Genomic DNA, 16,124 nt, shown 5'->3' on the forward strand with positions numbered 1-16,124 from the left:
GTCCTGGCGCGGGGCACACGCACGCCCTGGAAGGCGCCGGACGGGCGGCGCCGGTGGCTGGACCACGACGAGCGGGCGGATGAGGCGGTACGTGGCCCATCGCTCGGCCACGCAGATGATACGAAGTCCGGTGTGAACGAACAGATTCAGCCCGCGACCGTTCGCGTGTTCATCGCCCTCGCCCCGCCCGACCACGCGAAAGAGGAACTGGCCCGGGAGCTGCACCTCGCGTACGACACGCACTCACACCTGCGGTGGAACCGTATCGAGGACTGGCACATCACCCTGGCCTTCCTCGGCGAGCTGCCGGCTGAGACGGTTCCGGTCCTGCGCCGGCCGCTGGCCGCCCTCGCCGCGGGCCGCCGGCCTCCCCGGCTGACTCTGTGCGGCAGCGGCGTCTTCGACGACCGGGTGCTGTGGAGCGGAGTCGACGGAGACCTCGACGAACTGCACCTGCTCGCCGCCGATGTGCGTACCGCGGTCAAGAGCTGCGGAATCGCCTTCGAGGACCGGCCTCTGCGCCCCCATCTGACCTTGGCACGGGCACGCCGAGGGGATCGTTCCTCGGCTGCGGAGATCGCCGAGGGGTTCTCGGGCTTCACGGGCCGACGGTGGCCTGCCGAACGCCTGCATCTGGTCGGCAGCAACGCCGGGCGTGGCAGTGGGCCGATCCACTACCGCGACATCGATGCCTGGGCGTTCGGCAGTGGGGAGCCTCCCTCGTCTCGTACGGGCGGGAGCGGTTCCGGCTGACCGGCCGGGTCACGACGGCGAGACTGAGACGGTCCACCGGCAACAGTGCGCGCGAAGGAAGCAGCACGCGACGAGGCTGCGCTGGGCGGCTCGGGCGTAAACTCGGCTCGGCACAGCAGGGGGGCGGAAGACATGACGGTCGGAGCGGCACAGAGGTGGGGATCGACCCTCGATTCTGTGGTGGTGTACGAACAGGGCGCGGTCTGCAGGCGCTTGGCCAGGGGCAGTGTCCCGCCGGGCGGACAGGTTCGTGTGACGGGGCTGCCGCGCTCTCTGGATCCGGGCTCGCTGCGGGCCCGCGTCACGGGCGCCCACGGTTCCGTCAGGGAGGCCCGGGTGGTGGTCGGGGCAGAGCCGCTCGGCGCGCGCACGCTCGAAGGGTTGCAGGAGCAGGTGGAAGAGCTGCGCAACGAGTTCACGGCGGCGCAGGGGCGCCGGGACCATCAGCTGCGCCTGATCGAGGAGATCGGGGCCCTGCGCCCCGTCGCGCCGGCCCGGAGGCGTGAAGACGCGCATCGTCGCACCCCCGTAGATGCCTGGCTGGAACTCGCCGACTTCGTGGACGAGCGGCTGGCGGGACTGCACACCCGCCTGGTCGAGCTGGAGGATGCGGTGCGCCTCGCCGAGCACGAGCTCGACATCGCCGTTGACAGGCTCGCCCGCTCTTCGACCGACGCACCGTCAGCGCATGTGGAGACCACGGTCTCGGCTCACCTTGTCGTGGACGTCTCCGCCGCGGGTGACCTGGATGCCGAGGTCGAACTCGAACTCGAATACGAGGTACCTGGCGCTGTCTGGGTACCGGCCTACCGGCTGAGCTGCCGTCAGGGAGCCGAGAGCGGGCGCCTGGTGCTGCGCGCGTCGGTGGCACAGCGCACCGGGGAGGACTGGACCGGCGTGTCCGTAGGTCTGGCCACGGCCGACCTGCGGCGCGGGACGGGCTTGCCGAGGCTTCGCTCGATCCGGATCGGCCGCAGTCAGCCGGCCTCAGTGCCCACTGGCTGGCGCGAGCCGCCCGCAGGTCTTGCCGATCTGTTCACCGGGTACGACGCGGCAGGCCGTCCGCGCGCCACGACCGCCGTACCCGTGGCTTCCGCGTCCGGGCCCCCGCCACCGCCACCGCCACCGCCACCGCCACAGGCCTACGGCGCGCCTCCGGTACTTCCGGCACCGGGCGGCGCGGCCCCCGAGCATGCCGCCGGCCAGATGTCCGTCGCCCCCCAGCCGGTCCGGGCTCGTACGGGCGCCGGGCGGGGTCCCGGCGGGGGGCCTTCCGCAGCCCCTCCCCCCGCTGCGCCTGCGGCCCCTGGCGGAGCCGTGCCGTCGGTGTCACCGGCGGCGACGGCCGGTCCACCGCAGCCGAGCGCTGCCGAACTCGACTACGCATGCCTCGTCCTGTGCGGCCCCGACGAACAGGGAGGCCGCAGGGGCAGGCTGATTCCCGGTTCTCCCTTCGACCCCGTGGCGACCGAGCACCGTCGCCGCGCTGAAACGGTGGTAGCACTGCCGCTGCCCGGACACGCTGTGCGCACCCGTGAGTCGGCGGGTTCCTTCGACCACCGCTTCGATACCGCCGCCCGTGTCGACATCCCGTCGGACGGCACGTGGCACTCGGTAACCGTCGGCGAGATCGCTGTCGGCCTGCACACCGAGTACGTGTGTGCACCGGCAGTGGAACAAACCGTCTACGCGACTCTGGTTGTTCGCAATACCACTGATCGGGCGCTTCTTGCCGGACCCGTGGAGGTCACCGTCGACGACGGCTACCTGCTGACCGCGGCACTGCCCACGCTCGCTCCCGGCGAGGTCCGCCGGGTGGGGCTGGGTCCGGCGGAGGGTATCCAGGTGACGCGGCGTACGAACCTGCGTGAGTCCGCCTCGGGACTGCGCAACAGCACCACCGTGCTCGATCATCGCGTCCACGTGGAGCTGGCCAACCGGCTTGCCGGCCCCGTCAGCATCGAGGTTCGCGAGCGGGTGCCCGTCACTTCCGAACCTGATGTCCGGATCGAGGAACGGGCGGAGTGGACGGCGCCCGAGGACGTCCCCGGGCCGGACCTCTATGCCCCGGGCACCCGCATGTGGCGGGTGGCCCTGCCCGCGGGCGGTACCGCCGTACTCGACGGCGGCTACGAGATACGAATGCCGGCCGGCAAGGCCCTCGTCGGCGGCAACCGCAGGAGCTGAAGCACCCCCATGACCACGATTCGGAAGCCGATCGCCCTTCCCGTCACGGCTGTGACCTGCCTGGAGGATCGCGCCCACGTCGAGCGCGGCGTCGTGCTCGATCTGAAGGCCGGGGTCCAGCGGCTGCGCCTCGGACCTGTCAGTGCGCTGGCCGTGGACCGGACGCTCCACGCGGAACTGGCCTCCGAGCAACAGGCGACCGTACTCGACGTCCGGATCATCCGTACGTGGACGCCTCGAGAGCCGCCACCGCGGGCCGAAGGCGGCTCCGCCCTTCGCCGGCGGGCGACCGCCCTAGCGCGGGAACAGCGGGTCCTGGAACAGCGGCGCGACCGGTTGCGCGCCCGCCATGATCTGCTGGGCCGGCTCGCTGCCGATCTCCTGCGCGACATCGGTGAGGGCGCGGGCTCCGGACAGACCGACGGACCACGCTGGACCAGTGAGCTGGACCGGGTCGACGACGAGCGGGCCTCGAACGGCGAGGAGATACGCATCGTGGAGGCCGGGCTGGCCGTTCTCGACGTCGAGGTCGCTCAGTTGGAACGGGCGTGGCGCGTGTCCGAGGAGGAACCCGCCGAACTCGTCGGCCATGTCGAACTGACCGTGGAAGCCGCGGTTGCCGGGCGGGTCGAGCTGCACTTGAGCCACCTCACCCCCTGCGCGATGTGGCGCCCCGCCTACCGGGCCGTGGCCGATGGTGAATCCCTGACGCTGGAGACCGACGCAATGGTCTGGCAGCGCACCGGCGAGGACTGGTCGGACGTGCTGCTGACCTTGTCGACGGCCCGCTCGGCGCTCGCCACCGAGCCGCCGCGCTTCGGCGAGGACCGGCTCACGCTCACGGACCGTTCCGTCGCGGAGCGCCGCACAGTCGGCGTGGAACTGCGCGAGGAGGAGATCGGGATCCTCGGCCCGGCCCCGATGCCGGGCCTGCCGGGGGTGGAGGACGGCGGCGAGGCCCGGGTGTTGCGGTCCCCGGCGCGGGTCTCCGTGCGCGGTGACGGCCACGCGCACCGAGTACCGCTGTCCGGCTTCACCACGGCCGCCCGTAGTGAATACTCCTGCGCACCTGAGTTGTCTCCGCTGGTCACCCGGGTGGTGCGGTTCGACAATCTGGCCGGCCACGCGCTTCTCGCCGGTCCTGTGGACCTGATTCGTGACAGTGGGTTCAGCGGTCGCGGCACGCTCGGCTTCACTCCCCCCGGCGCCCCGGTCGATCTCGCCTTCGGCAGTTGTGACGACCACCGGGTGGTACGGCATGCCGAGGAGTCACGGGACACCGCCGGAATCACCCAGCGAACAGTGATCACCCGCACGATCCACCTGCATGTGTCGCGGTTCTGCTCCCCAGGAGAGCGGGGCGACCGGGTGGTCGTCCTTCGGGAGCGGCTGCCGGTCTCCGAAGTCTCGGCCGTGGAGGTACGCCTGCGGGGGGAATCCTGCTCCCCTGCGCCCGATTCGGTGGACGCCGAAGGTATCGCCCGCTGGGAGGTCACTGTCCCACCGAACGGACACCGCACGGTCACCCTGGTCTACGAGGTGTCGGCGAGCTCCAAGGTCACCGGGCTCTGAGCTCCGGCCTCTCGGGCAGGCGGAGCGACCCCCTGCTCCGTTTGCCTTGCCGCCGGCAGAGGCGCCGTACCGAATCGGGTACGGCGCCTCCGGACTGTCCACCGACAGCTGCGGCCGCGAGGTTGGATGCCCGCGCGACGGCCTGCGGAGATGAGCGAATGGCCTGTCAGCGGATTTCGGTGGTCCGCTGCTCCTTCAGGGAGGCGCAGTTGGAGTTCTCCACCGACACGTACACGTTGTCGATGTGGCCGCCCCAGCTCACGCAGTAGCCCTTGCCGTAGACGTAGCCCGGCCCCGCGTAGGAGGTGAACTTCCCGTCGTCCCCGGCCCACTCGTCGGTCGCGGGTACGTGGATGTACGTGGACATGTACTTGGCTGAACCCGGGTTGGCACGGATGGTCGCGACACAGTTCATGCCGTTGGACGAGTTGTACGTCAGGTAGACGGTGCCCAGCGAGCCGACGGGTGCCGAGTTCACCGTCTTGTATGCCTGGCCGCAGACACCCTGCGGCGTGACGTTCGGCGCGGCGGAGGCCGTGGCACCGAACGCGACGGTGCCGCCGACGGCCAGTGCGGTGAACGCCCCGACAGCCGCGAGATGACGGATAGTACGCATATTTCCCCCTTGTATCCCTGAGAGCGTTTGCTCCTGCTTGATGTGACCTCCGAAGTGCCCGAATGGTTGCACCGCATGGCGGGTTGACCCAGGGCGGCGAAATTCACCGCCGGTGCGCGCGCGTCGCTGAGTCGCAACTGACTCTGGAAGCCTGCCCGTACGGTGCCGGCCGTGCCATGCAGGTGGCTCCCGGGTGGGACGGTTCAGGTTCACACTCGACCGGTCACGAAGGCTGTCACCACGGGGAGATCGACCGCGACCGGAACACGTCGGCCACTTTGCGGAACCTTTACCCGTGCTCGGCCGTTGGCAGGGTGAACGCACGGCTTGTGACCGACAACTCAGACGAAGACCGAGGTGACCTCAATGGCAGTGTGGGACCGGCTCAAGGATCAGGCCAGGACTCTGCAGCAGTCGCAAGGAGCGCGCGGGCCGGCAGCCGGACGCAGCAGCGGGCAGGGGTCCGGCGGTGGTTCGCGAGCGCAGTTGGTCAGCACGCTGAAGTCGCAGCTCGCGTCTCTCAAGACGGAGCTGAAGAGCGGCGCCTACCGGGACGCGAGCATGGCGATGTGCGCACTCGTCGCGGCCGCGGACGGACACGTCGACCCGGCCGAGCGTCAGCACGTGGAGTCGATGATCCTCGGCAACGAGGTGTTGCAGAACTTCCCGCCCGAGCAGTTGCGTCAGCGCTTCAACAAGCACGTGGACCAGTTGACACTCAACTTCCAGCAGGGCAAGGCCGACGCGATGCAGGAGATCGCGAAGACCGCCAAGAAGCCGACCGAGGCGCGTGCCGTGCTCCAGACGGGCATCGTCATCGCCGGTGCCGACGGCAACTTCTCCCAGGCCGAGCACATGATCCTCCGCGAAGTCTGCACGGCGCTGCAGCTGTCCCCTGCGGAGTTCCAGCTCTGACCCCTGGGCGCACGGCGGGGGCGCGGCGGAGCGGTCTCGGCTGCGAGCGGCGTCGATGTCCGCCCGGGTGGGCGGCGAGTGCCTGGCGCGTGGGGGCGTGTCGGGCACCCTCGTCGGCGGATCCCCTCGCTCGTCGGCCGGGGCGGAACCGCGCTGTGACTGGGCCGCGCTTCAGATGGTGGTCACCACAGGTGAGTCACACGCTGCGAACAGCTCTTCGAGGGCGGCACGGACGGCTTCGTCCTGGGTGAAAGCCCGCCAGCCGCCGTTGCTGCAGAACCGCTGATCCCGCGACGGCAGGCCGCGCAGGAGCTGCGCAGCAGGCCGGGCAGCACGCCCGGTCAGGGCCAGGCAGCGCAGCGCGGGAAGGGCGACCGGCAGACAGGTGCCCTCGGCCAGAGCCCGCACGGCGGTCGTCATGGCTGGGACCGTGGTCTCGGTGTCGCCGGTGACGGCCCAGAGTGCGTGGGCTGCCTCGATACGGGTCCAGTGGTCGGCATCGGCGGTCAGCGTCCGGAGCTGGTCCGCATAGCGGGCGGCGTGCGGTCCGAGGCCTGCGAGTGTGCGCAGGGAAGAGCGCGGTAGGAATGCCCCCGCAGCTGTACGTCCGATCGCCTCCAGGGCAGGTCCGGGATCGCCGCCGACCTTCCAATAGGCCCAGGCCGCGAGTTCTGCGCGTTCTTCGCCGGGGCCCGATCGGGCCAACAGCAGGTCTCGTGCCCCGTTGCCCGCCCTTCCGATGCCTGCCAGCGCGTGCGCCGCTGCTGCCCAGGTGCGGTCGTCCTCCAGGAGGCCGAGCAGTTGGGGAACTGCCGCCTTCGCAGCGGGACCCCAGCCTGCGAGCACCTTGCACAGCCGGTTGACCGCGTGCTCGTCCGTGGCGGCTTCGAGCCGCTCGCCGAGTGGGGCCAGGAGCAGCTCGGCATGGTCGGGAAGGAAGCTCAGCACCTCTTCGATGGCCGGGAGGACCGAGTGGTGGAGACCGTCGGTGACGGGGTAGTAGGCAAAAGCCGAGGCGAAGCCGGATCGTGCGCCGGCCATCGCTTCCATCAGCCCCGGCAGACAGCGCGGATCGTTGAACCGGGCCAGCGCCCACACTGCAGCCTCGGCGACGGTCTGCCCCGTGCGGGTGGTCCGGGCGGCGGTGTCTTCGAGCAGCGAGGCGACCTGGTCGGCGTGAGCCACCGCTTTGGGACCGAGACAGGCCAGCAGCTCAACAGCTCGGAATCGGACCTCGGCGATGGGGTCGTCCAGACGCGCGGAAAGGCTCGGGAGGAGTGCGGCGGTCGGCGAGCGCCATCGGGTCAGCAAGCCGCCTGCCTGGTTCAGGGCGCCGATCCGCTGCTCGCCATCGGGATGCTCATCCAGGAGACCGAGTGTGAACGTGGGCGACGGCCCCGTGAACAGGGCCGCCGTCCAGTGGTGAACACCCTGGACGCCGGCCTCGACCGAAGCGGTGTGGCGCCATAGCTCAACGCTCGGGTCCCTGATCGCTTCCAGCAGGAAGCCGAGTCTCCGTACGGGAAGGCCCGGGTCGGTCGGAGCCAGTGCGTGGACGGCCGCCAGCCGTATTTGCGGATCCGGAGCGTCGAGCAACTCGCGGAGCAGGTCGAAGACCTCAGCTGCCTGTGCACCGACGGGCTCCCGTTCGGCCGCTCGTCCCAGCCCGAGGACCAGGTCAAGTCGGACCACCGGATCTTCGTCCTCCTCCCAACAGCGAAGCAGCGACGGCAACACGGATTCACCAGGGCTGCCGCAGACACCGAGTGTGTGGGCCGTGTCCCTGCGGATCTCCGGGGAGGGATCGGCGAGCAGGGCAAGTACCTCGGGCAGCGCCCTTTCCCAGGCCGTCTCCCAGCCGGGATCCACGGACTCCCCGTTGACCTGCCCGGCCTCGGCCGCCAGCCTCGCCACCAGGTCCAGCATCGCGCGACGGCCCGGAACCGGCACGCCGGGCGTTGCCGCCAGGCGCAGCAGGAAGGGCAGTGCGACCGAGGCGGCTGAGCAGATCCAGCCGCCCTGATGAAAGAGGTGGTCGGAGATCTCGAATGCCGCGTCGGCTGCGTCCCGCGCATCAGGTCCTGCGCATCGGCGCAACAGACCGGCCATGTCCCCCGCAGGCCCGTGGTTGTGTTCCAGCTCCGTCCAGTCCACCGCTTCCAGTCCCACCCACATGGCCGCGACATTACAGCCGGCAACGGAGATGCGGGCGGACAGGATGGCCGCTGGCGGCCGGCTTCGCCTGACTGCGCAGGGACATCGTCCGGCCCGTGGTGGTCCGTCAAGACGTGGTCGGGTGCGGACGGGTGTTTCGCGGCATCCCGCCGCGCGATGGCATCGGCGGCTCCGGGTGGTGCCGCCGACGCCATCGCCACGGAGTCCGGCCTCAGTTGCCCTTTGGATCAACCTCAGCTTAGGCTTACCTAACACGACTGAGGTGTGGTGCCACAGACGGTTCCCGCGCGTCCGGAGACGTCACTCCGCATTCGTCAGCTGCCCGGGACTCCGCAGCCTCGGAGCAGCCGACCGACAGTGATCACATGGCGCGGCGCGAACCGCGCCCGATATCGCGGGCGCTTCGCACGAGGCGCGCGCCCAGGGAGAACAGCACACATGGCCTCGCTCGATCGTCGTGTCCGCCGCGCAGCCGCGACCGCCGTGGCCCTTGCCTTCGGCGGCGCCCTCGCGCTGACCGGGACCGCCGCGGCAGGTTCCGGCAATCCTGTCCGCTCGCACACGGCAGCGGTCCCGCTCACTCAGGGCCTCTACCAGTCGGCGTACTCCGAGCGTAACGACGTGCTCTGGGCCACCGCCTCCGTCGGGCAGCCCCCTGCTCCCGTCACGGCTTCGCGGTTGCTGCGGATCGATCCCGGAACTCTCGAGGTGGAAGCGGAGTACACGCCTCCCACGAACAACGGCACGGTCGAAGCCGTTTACGGCATCGACGTCGACGACGAGCACAACACCCTCTGGGTCACCAACACCCGGAACAACTCGGTTGCCGTCTACAGCCAGGAGACCGGCAGGCATCTCGCCACCCGGCTGAACGTGAACCACTCGCGCGAGGTCGTGGTGGACGAGAAACGCGACGTGGTGTGGGTGAGTGCCTTCGGCGACGGCGCGCTGGTCGCATTCGACAGCCGTACCCTCAAGGAGATCAAGCGTGTCACCGTCCTGGGGAGCGGGCCGACGGGGCTTTCGGTGAACGAGCGGACCGGAGCGGTCTACGCCGCCGACTTCACCAACAGCAGGATCATCGAGGTCGCTCCCGGTTCCAGGGCTCCGCGCCTCGTCCCGACCGGCAACGGGCCGCTCTCGCTCGCACTCTCCAGCGACGGGCGCACCGCGTACACCGCCGACCAGACCTCGGGGACCATGTCGGTCGTCGACCTGCGAAAGGGCATCGTCGTCAAGTCGGTGGCGACGGGTGAAGGTGCGAAGTCCCTTGCCGTCGAACCGTGTTCGGGCCGTGTCCTGGTCGCCAACCGGCTTGCCGGAACCGTGTCGGTGGTCGACCCGCGCGCGGGAACGGTTGTGGGGAGCGTGGTCACCGAGGCGTATCCCAACCACGTCGAGGTGACCGACGGCGGCACCGCCTACGTCGTCGACAAGTCCGGCTCCGGTCCCGCAGGCGAGGACGGGCTCACTCGGATAGGTCCGAGCGCTCAGGCTCCTGGCCGTAACGTGGCGGCAGGGCCGCGCCCGGCCTGCTGACCCGTCGTCCCCCCGTGGGTCGGTGCCCGGTGCCGGCCGTACGACCCGGTGCGATGTACCGGGCGAAGCACCCGGGTGTATATGGCGTTCCTCCGCGTCGTCGCCGTCACGTTGCGACTCCCCCGGCGCCCCGTACCGCGGGGTCCGTCCGTGCCGGCGGGCCGCCGTCGAGTTCGTCGCGCAGGCGATCCGGTTCACGCTCGCCGGTCAGGCCCGGGCACGTACCCGGCGACGCTCAGGGGCGGTAGCGGAGCGGGTGGTCGGCGGGGACCTCGGTCATCACGATCCGGTGGCCGTCCGGATCGGCGAGCCACATCTCGATCAGGCCCCAGGGCTCCTGGAGAGGCGGGCGGAGGACACGTGCGCCACGGCCAGCCACCTCCTCGTGCGCCGCCGCGCAGTCGGCGACCTGCATCCAGAGCTGCAACGTCTCGGTCGGCGGTGCGTCCGAACGCCCTGACACCTCGAGGAAGCCGCCACCGAGGAAGTACACCGTTCCGCGGTCGGGGCCGGTGCCGAACTCCCGGTAGACAGGCAGCCCGAGCGTCCGTCCGTAGAAGTCGCGGGAGGCCTCCGGGTCACCCGGCCTCAGCAATACCCTGCTGCTCAGTACATGCACCATGGGTCGACCCTACGCGGACCGGCACGAGGGAGCGGCTCCCACACCCTTCCGGCAGGTCCGGGATCAGGAGGCTTCCACCGCGGCCTTGATCCGCTGCCCGAAGGCCGGGGCGTCCTTCCGGGCGCCGGCGACAGCGAGTCCGACGAGGAGCTTGCCCAGCCGGTGGCCCTCCAGGTCGTTGAAGATTCGCACGCGCGTTCGATCGCGTGTCAGGGGCTCGAGGTCGTAACCGCCTTCCCGGGCAGTCACAAGGTTGCTCGACACTTCGTTCCAGCGGATGCGCGCCGGCGCCACGAGTTCGCTGATCCGGAACTCGCGTCGGGTCGACATACCGGCGTCCTTCACCGTACTGCGGAACACGGTGCCCACCGCTGTCGGACCGGCCGGGGACTTGGAGATCTCCTGGACGCGTGGGCTGAACTTCCGGTCGTTCTCGCCGTCCGCGAGGAAGGCGAAAACGTCTGCGACCGGCCGGTCGATGTCGACCGTCGCCTCGAACCGGGCCATGGGGGTCTCCTCTCGTACGACGTGCGCGGCACGCGGCGTGGCGTCTCCGGAGGGACGCTGCCTCTCAGGATCCGCGCTCCTCGGCCCCCCGGCAGCCGGACGGGCACGTTCGGCGTGCAATCGGGTTGTCCGCGGCCACGGCGGGCGGGAACCGACTAGCTCCTCGCCCCTGCCGGTCCGGCTCGGAACCTGAGCCCGTACGGCCCGGCGGACGGGAGGACCGCCGGGCCGGTAAGTCAGTGGGCGATGGTGTCGATCAGCTCGCGAGCGCCTTGGCGCAGCAGGGTGACGGCCACGGAGGTACCCAGGGTTGCGGGGTCGAGCGGCCCTGCCCATTCGTGTGCGTTGAGAACGGTCTTGCCGTCGGGGGTGAACACACAGGCGCGCAGGGAGAGATCCCCGTTGCGGTGGGCTGTGGCGTACCCGGCGATCGGGGAGTTGCAGTGGCCCTGAAGGACGTGGAGGAACATGCGCTCAGCCGTGATCTCCCGGTAGGTTCCGGGGTGGTTGAGCATGCTCACTGCGTCGATCGTCGCCGTGTCGTCCTCGCGGCACTGCAGGGCGAGGACGCCCGCGCCGATCGGGGGGCACATGGTCTCCGGGGCGAGGATGTCGCTGATGACGTCGGGGCGGCCGATGCGGTGGAGCCCCGCGACGGCCAGGAGGAGCGCGTCAGCCTCTCCTGCGGCGAGCTTCGCCAGCCGCCGGTTCGCGTTGCCGCGGAAAGGGATGCAGTTCAAGTGGGGATGCGACGCGGCCAGTTGCGCGGTCCGGCGTACGGACGAGGTGCCGACACGTGAGCCGTCGGGAAGTTGATCGAGCGTGAGACCGCCCGGGTGGACGAGGGCGTCGCGAATGTCGTCGCGTTCGAGGAACGCGGCGAACGTCGTGCCGGCCGGCAGCGGGCGGTCGGCGGGGATGTCCTTGACACAGTGGACGGCCAGATCCGCCTCTCCCGCCAGCAGGGCGGCGTCCACCTCCTTGGTGAAGGCTCCCTTGCCCTGGACTTCGGAGAGATCTCCCATCCATTTGTCGCCTGTGGTCCTGACGGGAACGACCTCGGTGGCGGTGGCGGGGTGGCGGGCCGCCAGTTCGGCCCTGACACGCTCGACCTGGGCAAGGGCCATGGGTGAGTCGCGGGAGACGATGCGGATCAGCTCGGGGGCGGACATGCCTCCCACGATAGACCGCCGCGTCGGCGCGGCGATCGTCCGACGCGGTCCGGGGAGCGTGCTTCCCGGCCGTGGCGGCAAGAGTACGCAGAGATACCGGCGATCAATTTTCAGCCGCGTTGGAATGGGCTCGGTACGGTCCGCGCAGTGGTGCCGCACCGACGCCGATGCCCAGCATCAGTCGTTTTATCAGGCAGAGTTGGCGCAATCGATGTCCGGAGTGATCGTCCCGGCGGAGCAGGCCCGGCCGTGCGGGTGTCCTGCCCTGGCTCTCGTGTGGCTGAATCAACTCCCTGCGGCCCTGCCTCACTCCCCCGAGGACTGTCAGCTGCCCTGCTGGATACCTAGCATGACCTCTAATTCACTCTCTTTGAACCGCGAGGCACTGGATGAGCAACGGGGACACCTCCATTCCGAAGAACATCGATGTCAACGTGCCGAGCGTCGCGCGGATGTACGACTACTACCTGGGCGGCAAGGACAACTACCCGGCCGACCGGGTGGCATGTGAGCAGCTCCTGGAGCATGTGCCGAGCACCAAGGTACTCGCGGTGAACAACCGAAGGTTCCTGCGACGCGTCGTGCACCATCTGGCCTCCGAGTACGGGATCCGCCAGTTCGTCGACCACGGATCCGGCCTGCCCACCCAGGACAACGTGCACCAGGTCGCCCAACTCGTCGACCCCGACGCGAGGGTCGTCTACATCGACAACGACCCCATCGTCCTGGCGCACGGCAAGGCCATACTCGAGGAGAACGACAGGACCGCGGTGATCCAGGCGGACATGCGGGACACCGAAGGGATTTTCGGCCATCCGGAGGTGAGCCGGCTCATCGACTTCGACGAGCCGGTGGCCGCCCTGTTCGTGTCCGTGCTGCACTGCATTCCTGACGCGGACGATCCTGCGGGGCTGGTGCGCCGGGTGGCGGAGCGTCTGGCGCCCGGAAGCTTCCTGGTGGTGTGTCAGCTCGTGAGCGAAGACGCCGTCACTCGTGATTTCGTCACGGACTTCATGGCGAAGAGCACCGGCAATCAGTGGGGGCGGGTGCGTCAGCAGGATGACGTCCATGGCTTCCTGGAGGGCCTCGATGTACTGGACCCGGGGCTGGTCGAGGTGTCGACGTGGCGACCGGATTCGGATCTGGCGCCGAAGCAGGCGACCCGGGAGTGGATCGAGTTCGGCGGCGTCGGCCGCAAATGGTGACGACCTCGCGAGAGGGCAGGGTAGCGGTGACGGGGCCGGTTTCCAGATAGCCGGCCCCGGGACGGTTCCCGCTGCCGCTGGGAGGCGGCTACCGTCGAGGCCGACGGCCTCGGCTTAGCCGGAAGGTCCGGGCTGCAGCTTCCCCCTGCGCGGCGTGCAACTGCCCTCCTACCGCGCCGCCTTCAGAGAGCTCAGGGGCACGATGTCGACGTCACCCCGTGGATCCCCTCGGGGCGCTCACCGGTAGCGCTCAAGTGCCAGCCTCAGCAGGCCCCTGCTCTCGGCGGGGCTCGGCGACTGGGCACTGAGCGAGTCCAGGATCCACCGGTATTCGTCCGTGCTCTCCTGCTTGTTCACGGACGTGGCATTGGTCAGATGCTCGATGTACGCGACATCGGGAAGCCCTTCCATCGCGAACCGCAGATAAGTGATGCCGTTGCCCGGAGAGGTATGGGCGGTCACCTCGAATGGAGCCACCTGCACGATCACGTGAGGCAGCTCCGTCATCTCGATGAGGTGGGCGAGTTGTTCACGCATCACCCGGGCGCCACCCGTCGGGCGCATCAGTACGGCCTCGTCCAGCAGCACCCAGAGCTTCGGCGCATCGCTTCGCCGTAGCAACTTCTGCCGCCTGAGCCTCAGTTCGACACGGCGCTGAGTGACGTCCTCCGACTCGAGGGCGTGTCCGGAACGCACCACCGCGTAGGCGTAGTCGGCCGTCTGCAGAAGCCCCGGAACGTAATGGCCCTCGTATGTACGGATCGATGCGGCGGCCTCTTCCAGACCGACCAGGGGCTCGAACCAGTCCGGCAGCACGTCGGCGTAGTTGCGCCACCAGCCGCGCTGTCCCGCCCTGCGCACCAGATCGATGAACTCGGCCGTCCTGGCGGGGTCGGTCACGCCGTACAGCGCCAGAAGATCGATCGCGTCGCGTTCCTTGCACGGGGAGTGCCCCGTCTCCATCCGGCTGATCTTGGCTGTCGAGCACCGGATCCGGTCGGCCGCGGCATCAGGGGTGATGCCCGCCTCGCCCCGCATCCTGCGGAGCTGCGCACCCAGAACCAGGCGCAGCGCCGTAGGACTCGCCCCCAGGGCCGGGGCGAGGGTCGGCCTCCGTGACGGCTGTAGCGGTTCGATGCCGGGCATGCGGACTCCTGAGGACTGACGTCGTGACGCCAGTGTGCCATCAGGAGCCCCCCGAAGGCCCGGCCGATGCGAGAACTCCGCGCCTTTTCGGCCCGTACTGCAGGCTGTTCAGCCGGTCATGGTGTCGAAGTCGCCGTCCCTGACGCCTGCGAGGAACGCGCGCACTTCGTCGCCGGTATACACGAGAGCGGGTCCTTCGGGGTGGCGGGAGTTGCGTACAGCGACCGCACCGTCGGGCAGCCGGGCCATCTCCACGCAGTTCCCACTGGGATTGCTGTGGTGACTCTTCTTCCACTCCACGCCGGTCAGGGAGGTGGCGGGAACGCCGTTGTCGATGTGCTGCATGCGTCCATTCCTTTTCGTTGCGCTGATGCGTCCTGGTGTGCAACCAGGGCCCTGCACCGGGTGAACAGGTGTCTTCTGCTCACACCCCTGGGTGCAATTCCGGATGCAATTGCACCGTGTGTGCGGACGGCGAGGATACTAGTGGTCGTCCGGCCCCCACGGCACCTCTGACCGGCTTCCAGCGGATGGTGATCAGCGCTCATGTACGCGGACAACACACCACGTCACGGAGCGGCAGCATGCGTGCCCGGTCCGGCCGGGAGCAGCGCGGAGGCCCACGAGGAGCTGGCGCGGGATCTCGGCATCGAGGCACCGGGATTCACCACGCACGGTCTGGGCGCGGATGCGGAGAGCCTGCGAAAGGCGCGGGCATTCGTCCGCGACGCTCTGGAACGCTGGGACCTGCGCTCCGGCGCGGACGATGTCGCCCTCGTCGCTGGTGAGTTGATGAGCAACGCGGTCTGCCACGGGCTCCGGCCCACAGCGCGGCTGACCGGGCGGTGGGCTGCCCGGCTCGGCCTCGCCTGCCAGGAAGGGACGCTGGTCTGCGCGGTGAACGATCCCAGCCCCGATGTGCCGGTCCTGCGCCGGGCGGACGAGTTCCTGGAGCGCGGCCGGGGACTGCGCATCGTCGACGCTCTGAGCAGTTCCTGGGGCTGGTCGCGTCCCGGCGGGACCGGCAAGACAGTCTGGGCCAGGATCCCCGTGCTCCGGTCCCCTGTGAGTTAGAGCCCCGCCAGTGCCGTCCACGCCTCCGCCAGGAGCGTATGCCCCAGCGGGGTCGGGTGGACTCCGTCACCCGCGATGTACTCGGCACCGCCGGCGGCGCGCGCCGCCTGGTTGAGCAGGCCGTCCGCCGCCAGCAGTGCGGCCCCGAACTCCTCGGCCAGTCGGCGGACCGTCTGGATCCTGGGGTCGAGGTCCTCGCGCCAGGCCCACTGCTCGTCCCGTACGGGGACCAGGAAGGGCTCGATGAGGATGAGCTGGGCGTCGAGCTCGTCCCGGACCTGCGTAAGGATGGCCCGGTAGTCGTCTTCGTACGCGCGCACCGAGGTGACGACGCCGGAATCGTAGCGGCGCCAGGTGTCGTTCACGCCGATCAGGACGGACACCACGTCCGGCTCGAGGTCCAGGGTGTCCTCTCGCCATCGAGCGCGCAGATCCGAGACGCCGTCGCCGCTGACGCCCCGGTTGACGAACGTGATGTCACCGTCCGGTCGGGCGGAGCGCACACGTTCGGCCGCCATCAGGGCGTACCCGTTGCCCAGAGGGGTGTCCTGTTCCACGAGCCGTCCCACATCGGTGATGCTGTCGCCCTGGAACAGGACGGCTGCTGAGGGGCGCAGGCTGATGGTCACGCGGGACTCCGA

The 16,124-nt window shown here is 69.7% G+C and carries 15 protein-coding genes; 7 read left to right on the plus strand and 8 right to left on the minus strand.

Annotated features, from left to right (window positions below):
* The first annotated feature begins 132 nt into the window (after window positions 1-132).
* The 3 genes from thpR (at window position 133) to BFF76_RS09035 (ending at window position 4,512) form a co-directional block, all read left to right on the plus strand.
* A complete protein-coding gene (gene thpR / locus BFF76_RS09025; protein WP_065847924.1) occupies window positions 133-753 on the plus strand; it encodes an RNA 2',3'-cyclic phosphodiesterase in 621 nt (206 codons plus the stop codon).
* Between the two features lie 132 nt (window positions 754-885).
* The gene (locus BFF76_RS09030; protein WP_065847926.1) at window positions 886-2,940 is read left to right on the plus strand and encodes a DUF4139 domain-containing protein; all 2,055 of its coding nucleotides are present in this window, start codon (window positions 886-888) and stop codon (window positions 2,938-2,940) included.
* Between the two features lie 9 nt (window positions 2,941-2,949).
* Window positions 2,950-4,512 carry a mucoidy inhibitor MuiA family protein gene (locus BFF76_RS09035; protein WP_065847927.1) on the plus strand — a complete coding sequence of 521 codons (1,563 nt, stop codon included), beginning with the start codon at window positions 2,950-2,952 and terminating at the stop codon, window positions 4,510-4,512.
* Window positions 4,513-4,678: 166 nt separating this feature from the next.
* Here the strand turns inward: BFF76_RS09035 and BFF76_RS09040 are convergent, their stop codons facing one another.
* Window positions 4,679-5,128, minus strand: a complete 450-nt coding sequence (locus BFF76_RS09040; protein ID WP_031097176.1) for a hypothetical protein — start codon at window positions 5,126-5,128, stop codon at window positions 4,679-4,681.
* 366 nt (window positions 5,129-5,494) lie between these two features.
* Between BFF76_RS09040 and BFF76_RS09045 the strand changes: the two genes are divergently transcribed.
* Window positions 5,495-6,043: a tellurite resistance TerB family protein gene (locus BFF76_RS09045; protein WP_031097179.1), complete on the plus strand. Its 549-nt coding sequence runs from the start codon at window positions 5,495-5,497 to the stop codon at window positions 6,041-6,043.
* Window positions 6,044-6,214: 171 nt separating this feature from the next.
* Here BFF76_RS09045 and BFF76_RS09050 read toward each other — a convergent pair whose 3' ends face one another.
* Window positions 6,215-8,218, minus strand: a complete 2,004-nt coding sequence (locus BFF76_RS09050) for a HEAT repeat domain-containing protein (protein ID WP_079122350.1) — start codon at window positions 8,216-8,218, stop codon at window positions 6,215-6,217.
* Between the two features lie 438 nt (window positions 8,219-8,656).
* Here BFF76_RS09050 and BFF76_RS09055 point away from each other — a divergent pair, with 438 nt between their 5' ends.
* Window positions 8,657-9,757 carry a YncE family protein gene (locus tag BFF76_RS09055; RefSeq protein ID WP_065847929.1) on the plus strand — a complete coding sequence of 367 codons (1,101 nt, stop codon included), beginning with the start codon at window positions 8,657-8,659 and terminating at the stop codon, window positions 9,755-9,757.
* A 235-nt stretch (window positions 9,758-9,992) separates the two neighbouring features.
* On the opposite strand, the gene BFF76_RS09060 is transcribed toward BFF76_RS09055, so the two are convergent.
* The 3 genes from BFF76_RS09060 to hemC all read right to left on the minus strand — a co-directional run bounded on the left by BFF76_RS09060 (window position 9,993) and on the right by hemC (window position 12,058).
* Window positions 9,993-10,379, minus strand: a complete 387-nt coding sequence (locus tag BFF76_RS09060; RefSeq protein ID WP_031097185.1) for a VOC family protein — start codon at window positions 10,377-10,379, stop codon at window positions 9,993-9,995.
* 63 nt (window positions 10,380-10,442) lie between these two features.
* Window positions 10,443-10,886 (minus strand): SRPBCC family protein, encoded by a 444-nt coding sequence (locus tag BFF76_RS09065; protein ID WP_065847930.1) that lies wholly within the window; start codon window positions 10,884-10,886, stop codon window positions 10,443-10,445.
* Between the two features lie 236 nt (window positions 10,887-11,122).
* Window positions 11,123-12,058 (minus strand): hydroxymethylbilane synthase, encoded by a 936-nt coding sequence (gene hemC / locus BFF76_RS09070; RefSeq protein WP_031097188.1) that lies wholly within the window; start codon window positions 12,056-12,058, stop codon window positions 11,123-11,125.
* Between the two features lie 389 nt (window positions 12,059-12,447).
* Between hemC and BFF76_RS09075 the strand changes: the two genes are divergently transcribed.
* The gene (locus BFF76_RS09075) at window positions 12,448-13,263 is read left to right on the plus strand and encodes an SAM-dependent methyltransferase (protein ID WP_065847932.1); all 816 of its coding nucleotides are present in this window, start codon (window positions 12,448-12,450) and stop codon (window positions 13,261-13,263) included.
* A gap of 237 nt (window positions 13,264-13,500) precedes the next feature.
* Here BFF76_RS09075 and BFF76_RS09080 read toward each other — a convergent pair whose 3' ends face one another.
* Window positions 13,501-14,409, minus strand: coding sequence for a helix-turn-helix domain-containing protein (locus tag BFF76_RS09080; protein ID WP_065847934.1), 909 nt, complete (start codon window positions 14,407-14,409; stop codon window positions 13,501-13,503).
* Window positions 14,410-14,517: 108 nt separating this feature from the next.
* Window positions 14,518-14,754, minus strand: coding sequence for a DUF397 domain-containing protein (locus tag BFF76_RS09085; protein ID WP_065847937.1), 237 nt, complete (start codon window positions 14,752-14,754; stop codon window positions 14,518-14,520).
* Window positions 14,755-14,997: 243 nt separating this feature from the next.
* On the opposite strand from BFF76_RS09085, the gene BFF76_RS09090 reads away from it, so the two are divergent.
* A complete protein-coding gene (locus BFF76_RS09090) occupies window positions 14,998-15,483 on the plus strand; it encodes an ATP-binding protein (protein WP_244167242.1) in 486 nt (161 codons plus the stop codon).
* Here BFF76_RS09090 and BFF76_RS09095 read toward each other — a convergent pair.
* The gene (locus tag BFF76_RS09095; RefSeq protein WP_031097193.1) at window positions 15,480-16,112 is read right to left on the minus strand and encodes an SGNH/GDSL hydrolase family protein; all 633 of its coding nucleotides are present in this window, start codon (window positions 16,110-16,112) and stop codon (window positions 15,480-15,482) included. The two genes, BFF76_RS09090 and BFF76_RS09095, sit on opposite strands and share 4 nt — an antisense overlap.
* Between the last annotated feature and the right edge of the window lie 12 nt (window positions 16,113-16,124).

It is taken from the genome of Streptomyces mutomycini, assembly GCF_001700505.1.
Classification (GTDB): domain Bacteria; phylum Actinomycetota; class Actinomycetes; order Streptomycetales; family Streptomycetaceae; genus Streptomyces; species Streptomyces mutomycini.

Excerpts from the sequence above, each read along its gene's own strand:
- BFF76_RS09080 (WP_065847934.1), bottom strand. The coding sequence starts at position 14,409 with ATGCCCGGCATCGAACCGCTACAGCCGTCACGGAGGCCGACCCTCGCC.
- hemC (WP_031097188.1), bottom strand. The coding sequence starts at position 12,058 with ATGTCCGCCCCCGAGCTGATCCGCATCGTCTCCCGCGACTCACCCATG.
- BFF76_RS09060 (WP_031097185.1), bottom strand. The coding sequence starts at position 10,379 with ATGGTGCATGTACTGAGCAGCAGGGTATTGCTGAGGCCGGGTGACCCG.
- BFF76_RS09055 (WP_065847929.1), top strand. The coding sequence starts at position 8,657 with ATGGCCTCGCTCGATCGTCGTGTCCGCCGCGCAGCCGCGACCGCCGTG.
- BFF76_RS09065 (WP_065847930.1), bottom strand. The coding sequence starts at position 10,886 with ATGGCCCGGTTCGAGGCGACGGTCGACATCGACCGGCCGGTCGCAGAC.
- BFF76_RS09085 (WP_065847937.1), bottom strand. The coding sequence starts at position 14,754 with ATGCAGCACATCGACAACGGCGTTCCCGCCACCTCCCTGACCGGCGTG.
- BFF76_RS09045 (WP_031097179.1), top strand. The coding sequence starts at position 5,495 with ATGGCAGTGTGGGACCGGCTCAAGGATCAGGCCAGGACTCTGCAGCAG.
- BFF76_RS09035 (WP_065847927.1), top strand. The coding sequence starts at position 2,950 with ATGACCACGATTCGGAAGCCGATCGCCCTTCCCGTCACGGCTGTGACC.
- BFF76_RS09040 (WP_031097176.1), bottom strand. The coding sequence starts at position 5,128 with ATGCGTACTATCCGTCATCTCGCGGCTGTCGGGGCGTTCACCGCACTG.
- BFF76_RS09030 (WP_065847926.1), top strand. The coding sequence starts at position 886 with ATGACGGTCGGAGCGGCACAGAGGTGGGGATCGACCCTCGATTCTGTG.
- BFF76_RS09075 (WP_065847932.1), top strand. The coding sequence starts at position 12,448 with ATGAGCAACGGGGACACCTCCATTCCGAAGAACATCGATGTCAACGTG.
- BFF76_RS09050 (WP_079122350.1), bottom strand. The coding sequence starts at position 8,218 with ATGTGGGTGGGACTGGAAGCGGTGGACTGGACGGAGCTGGAACACAAC.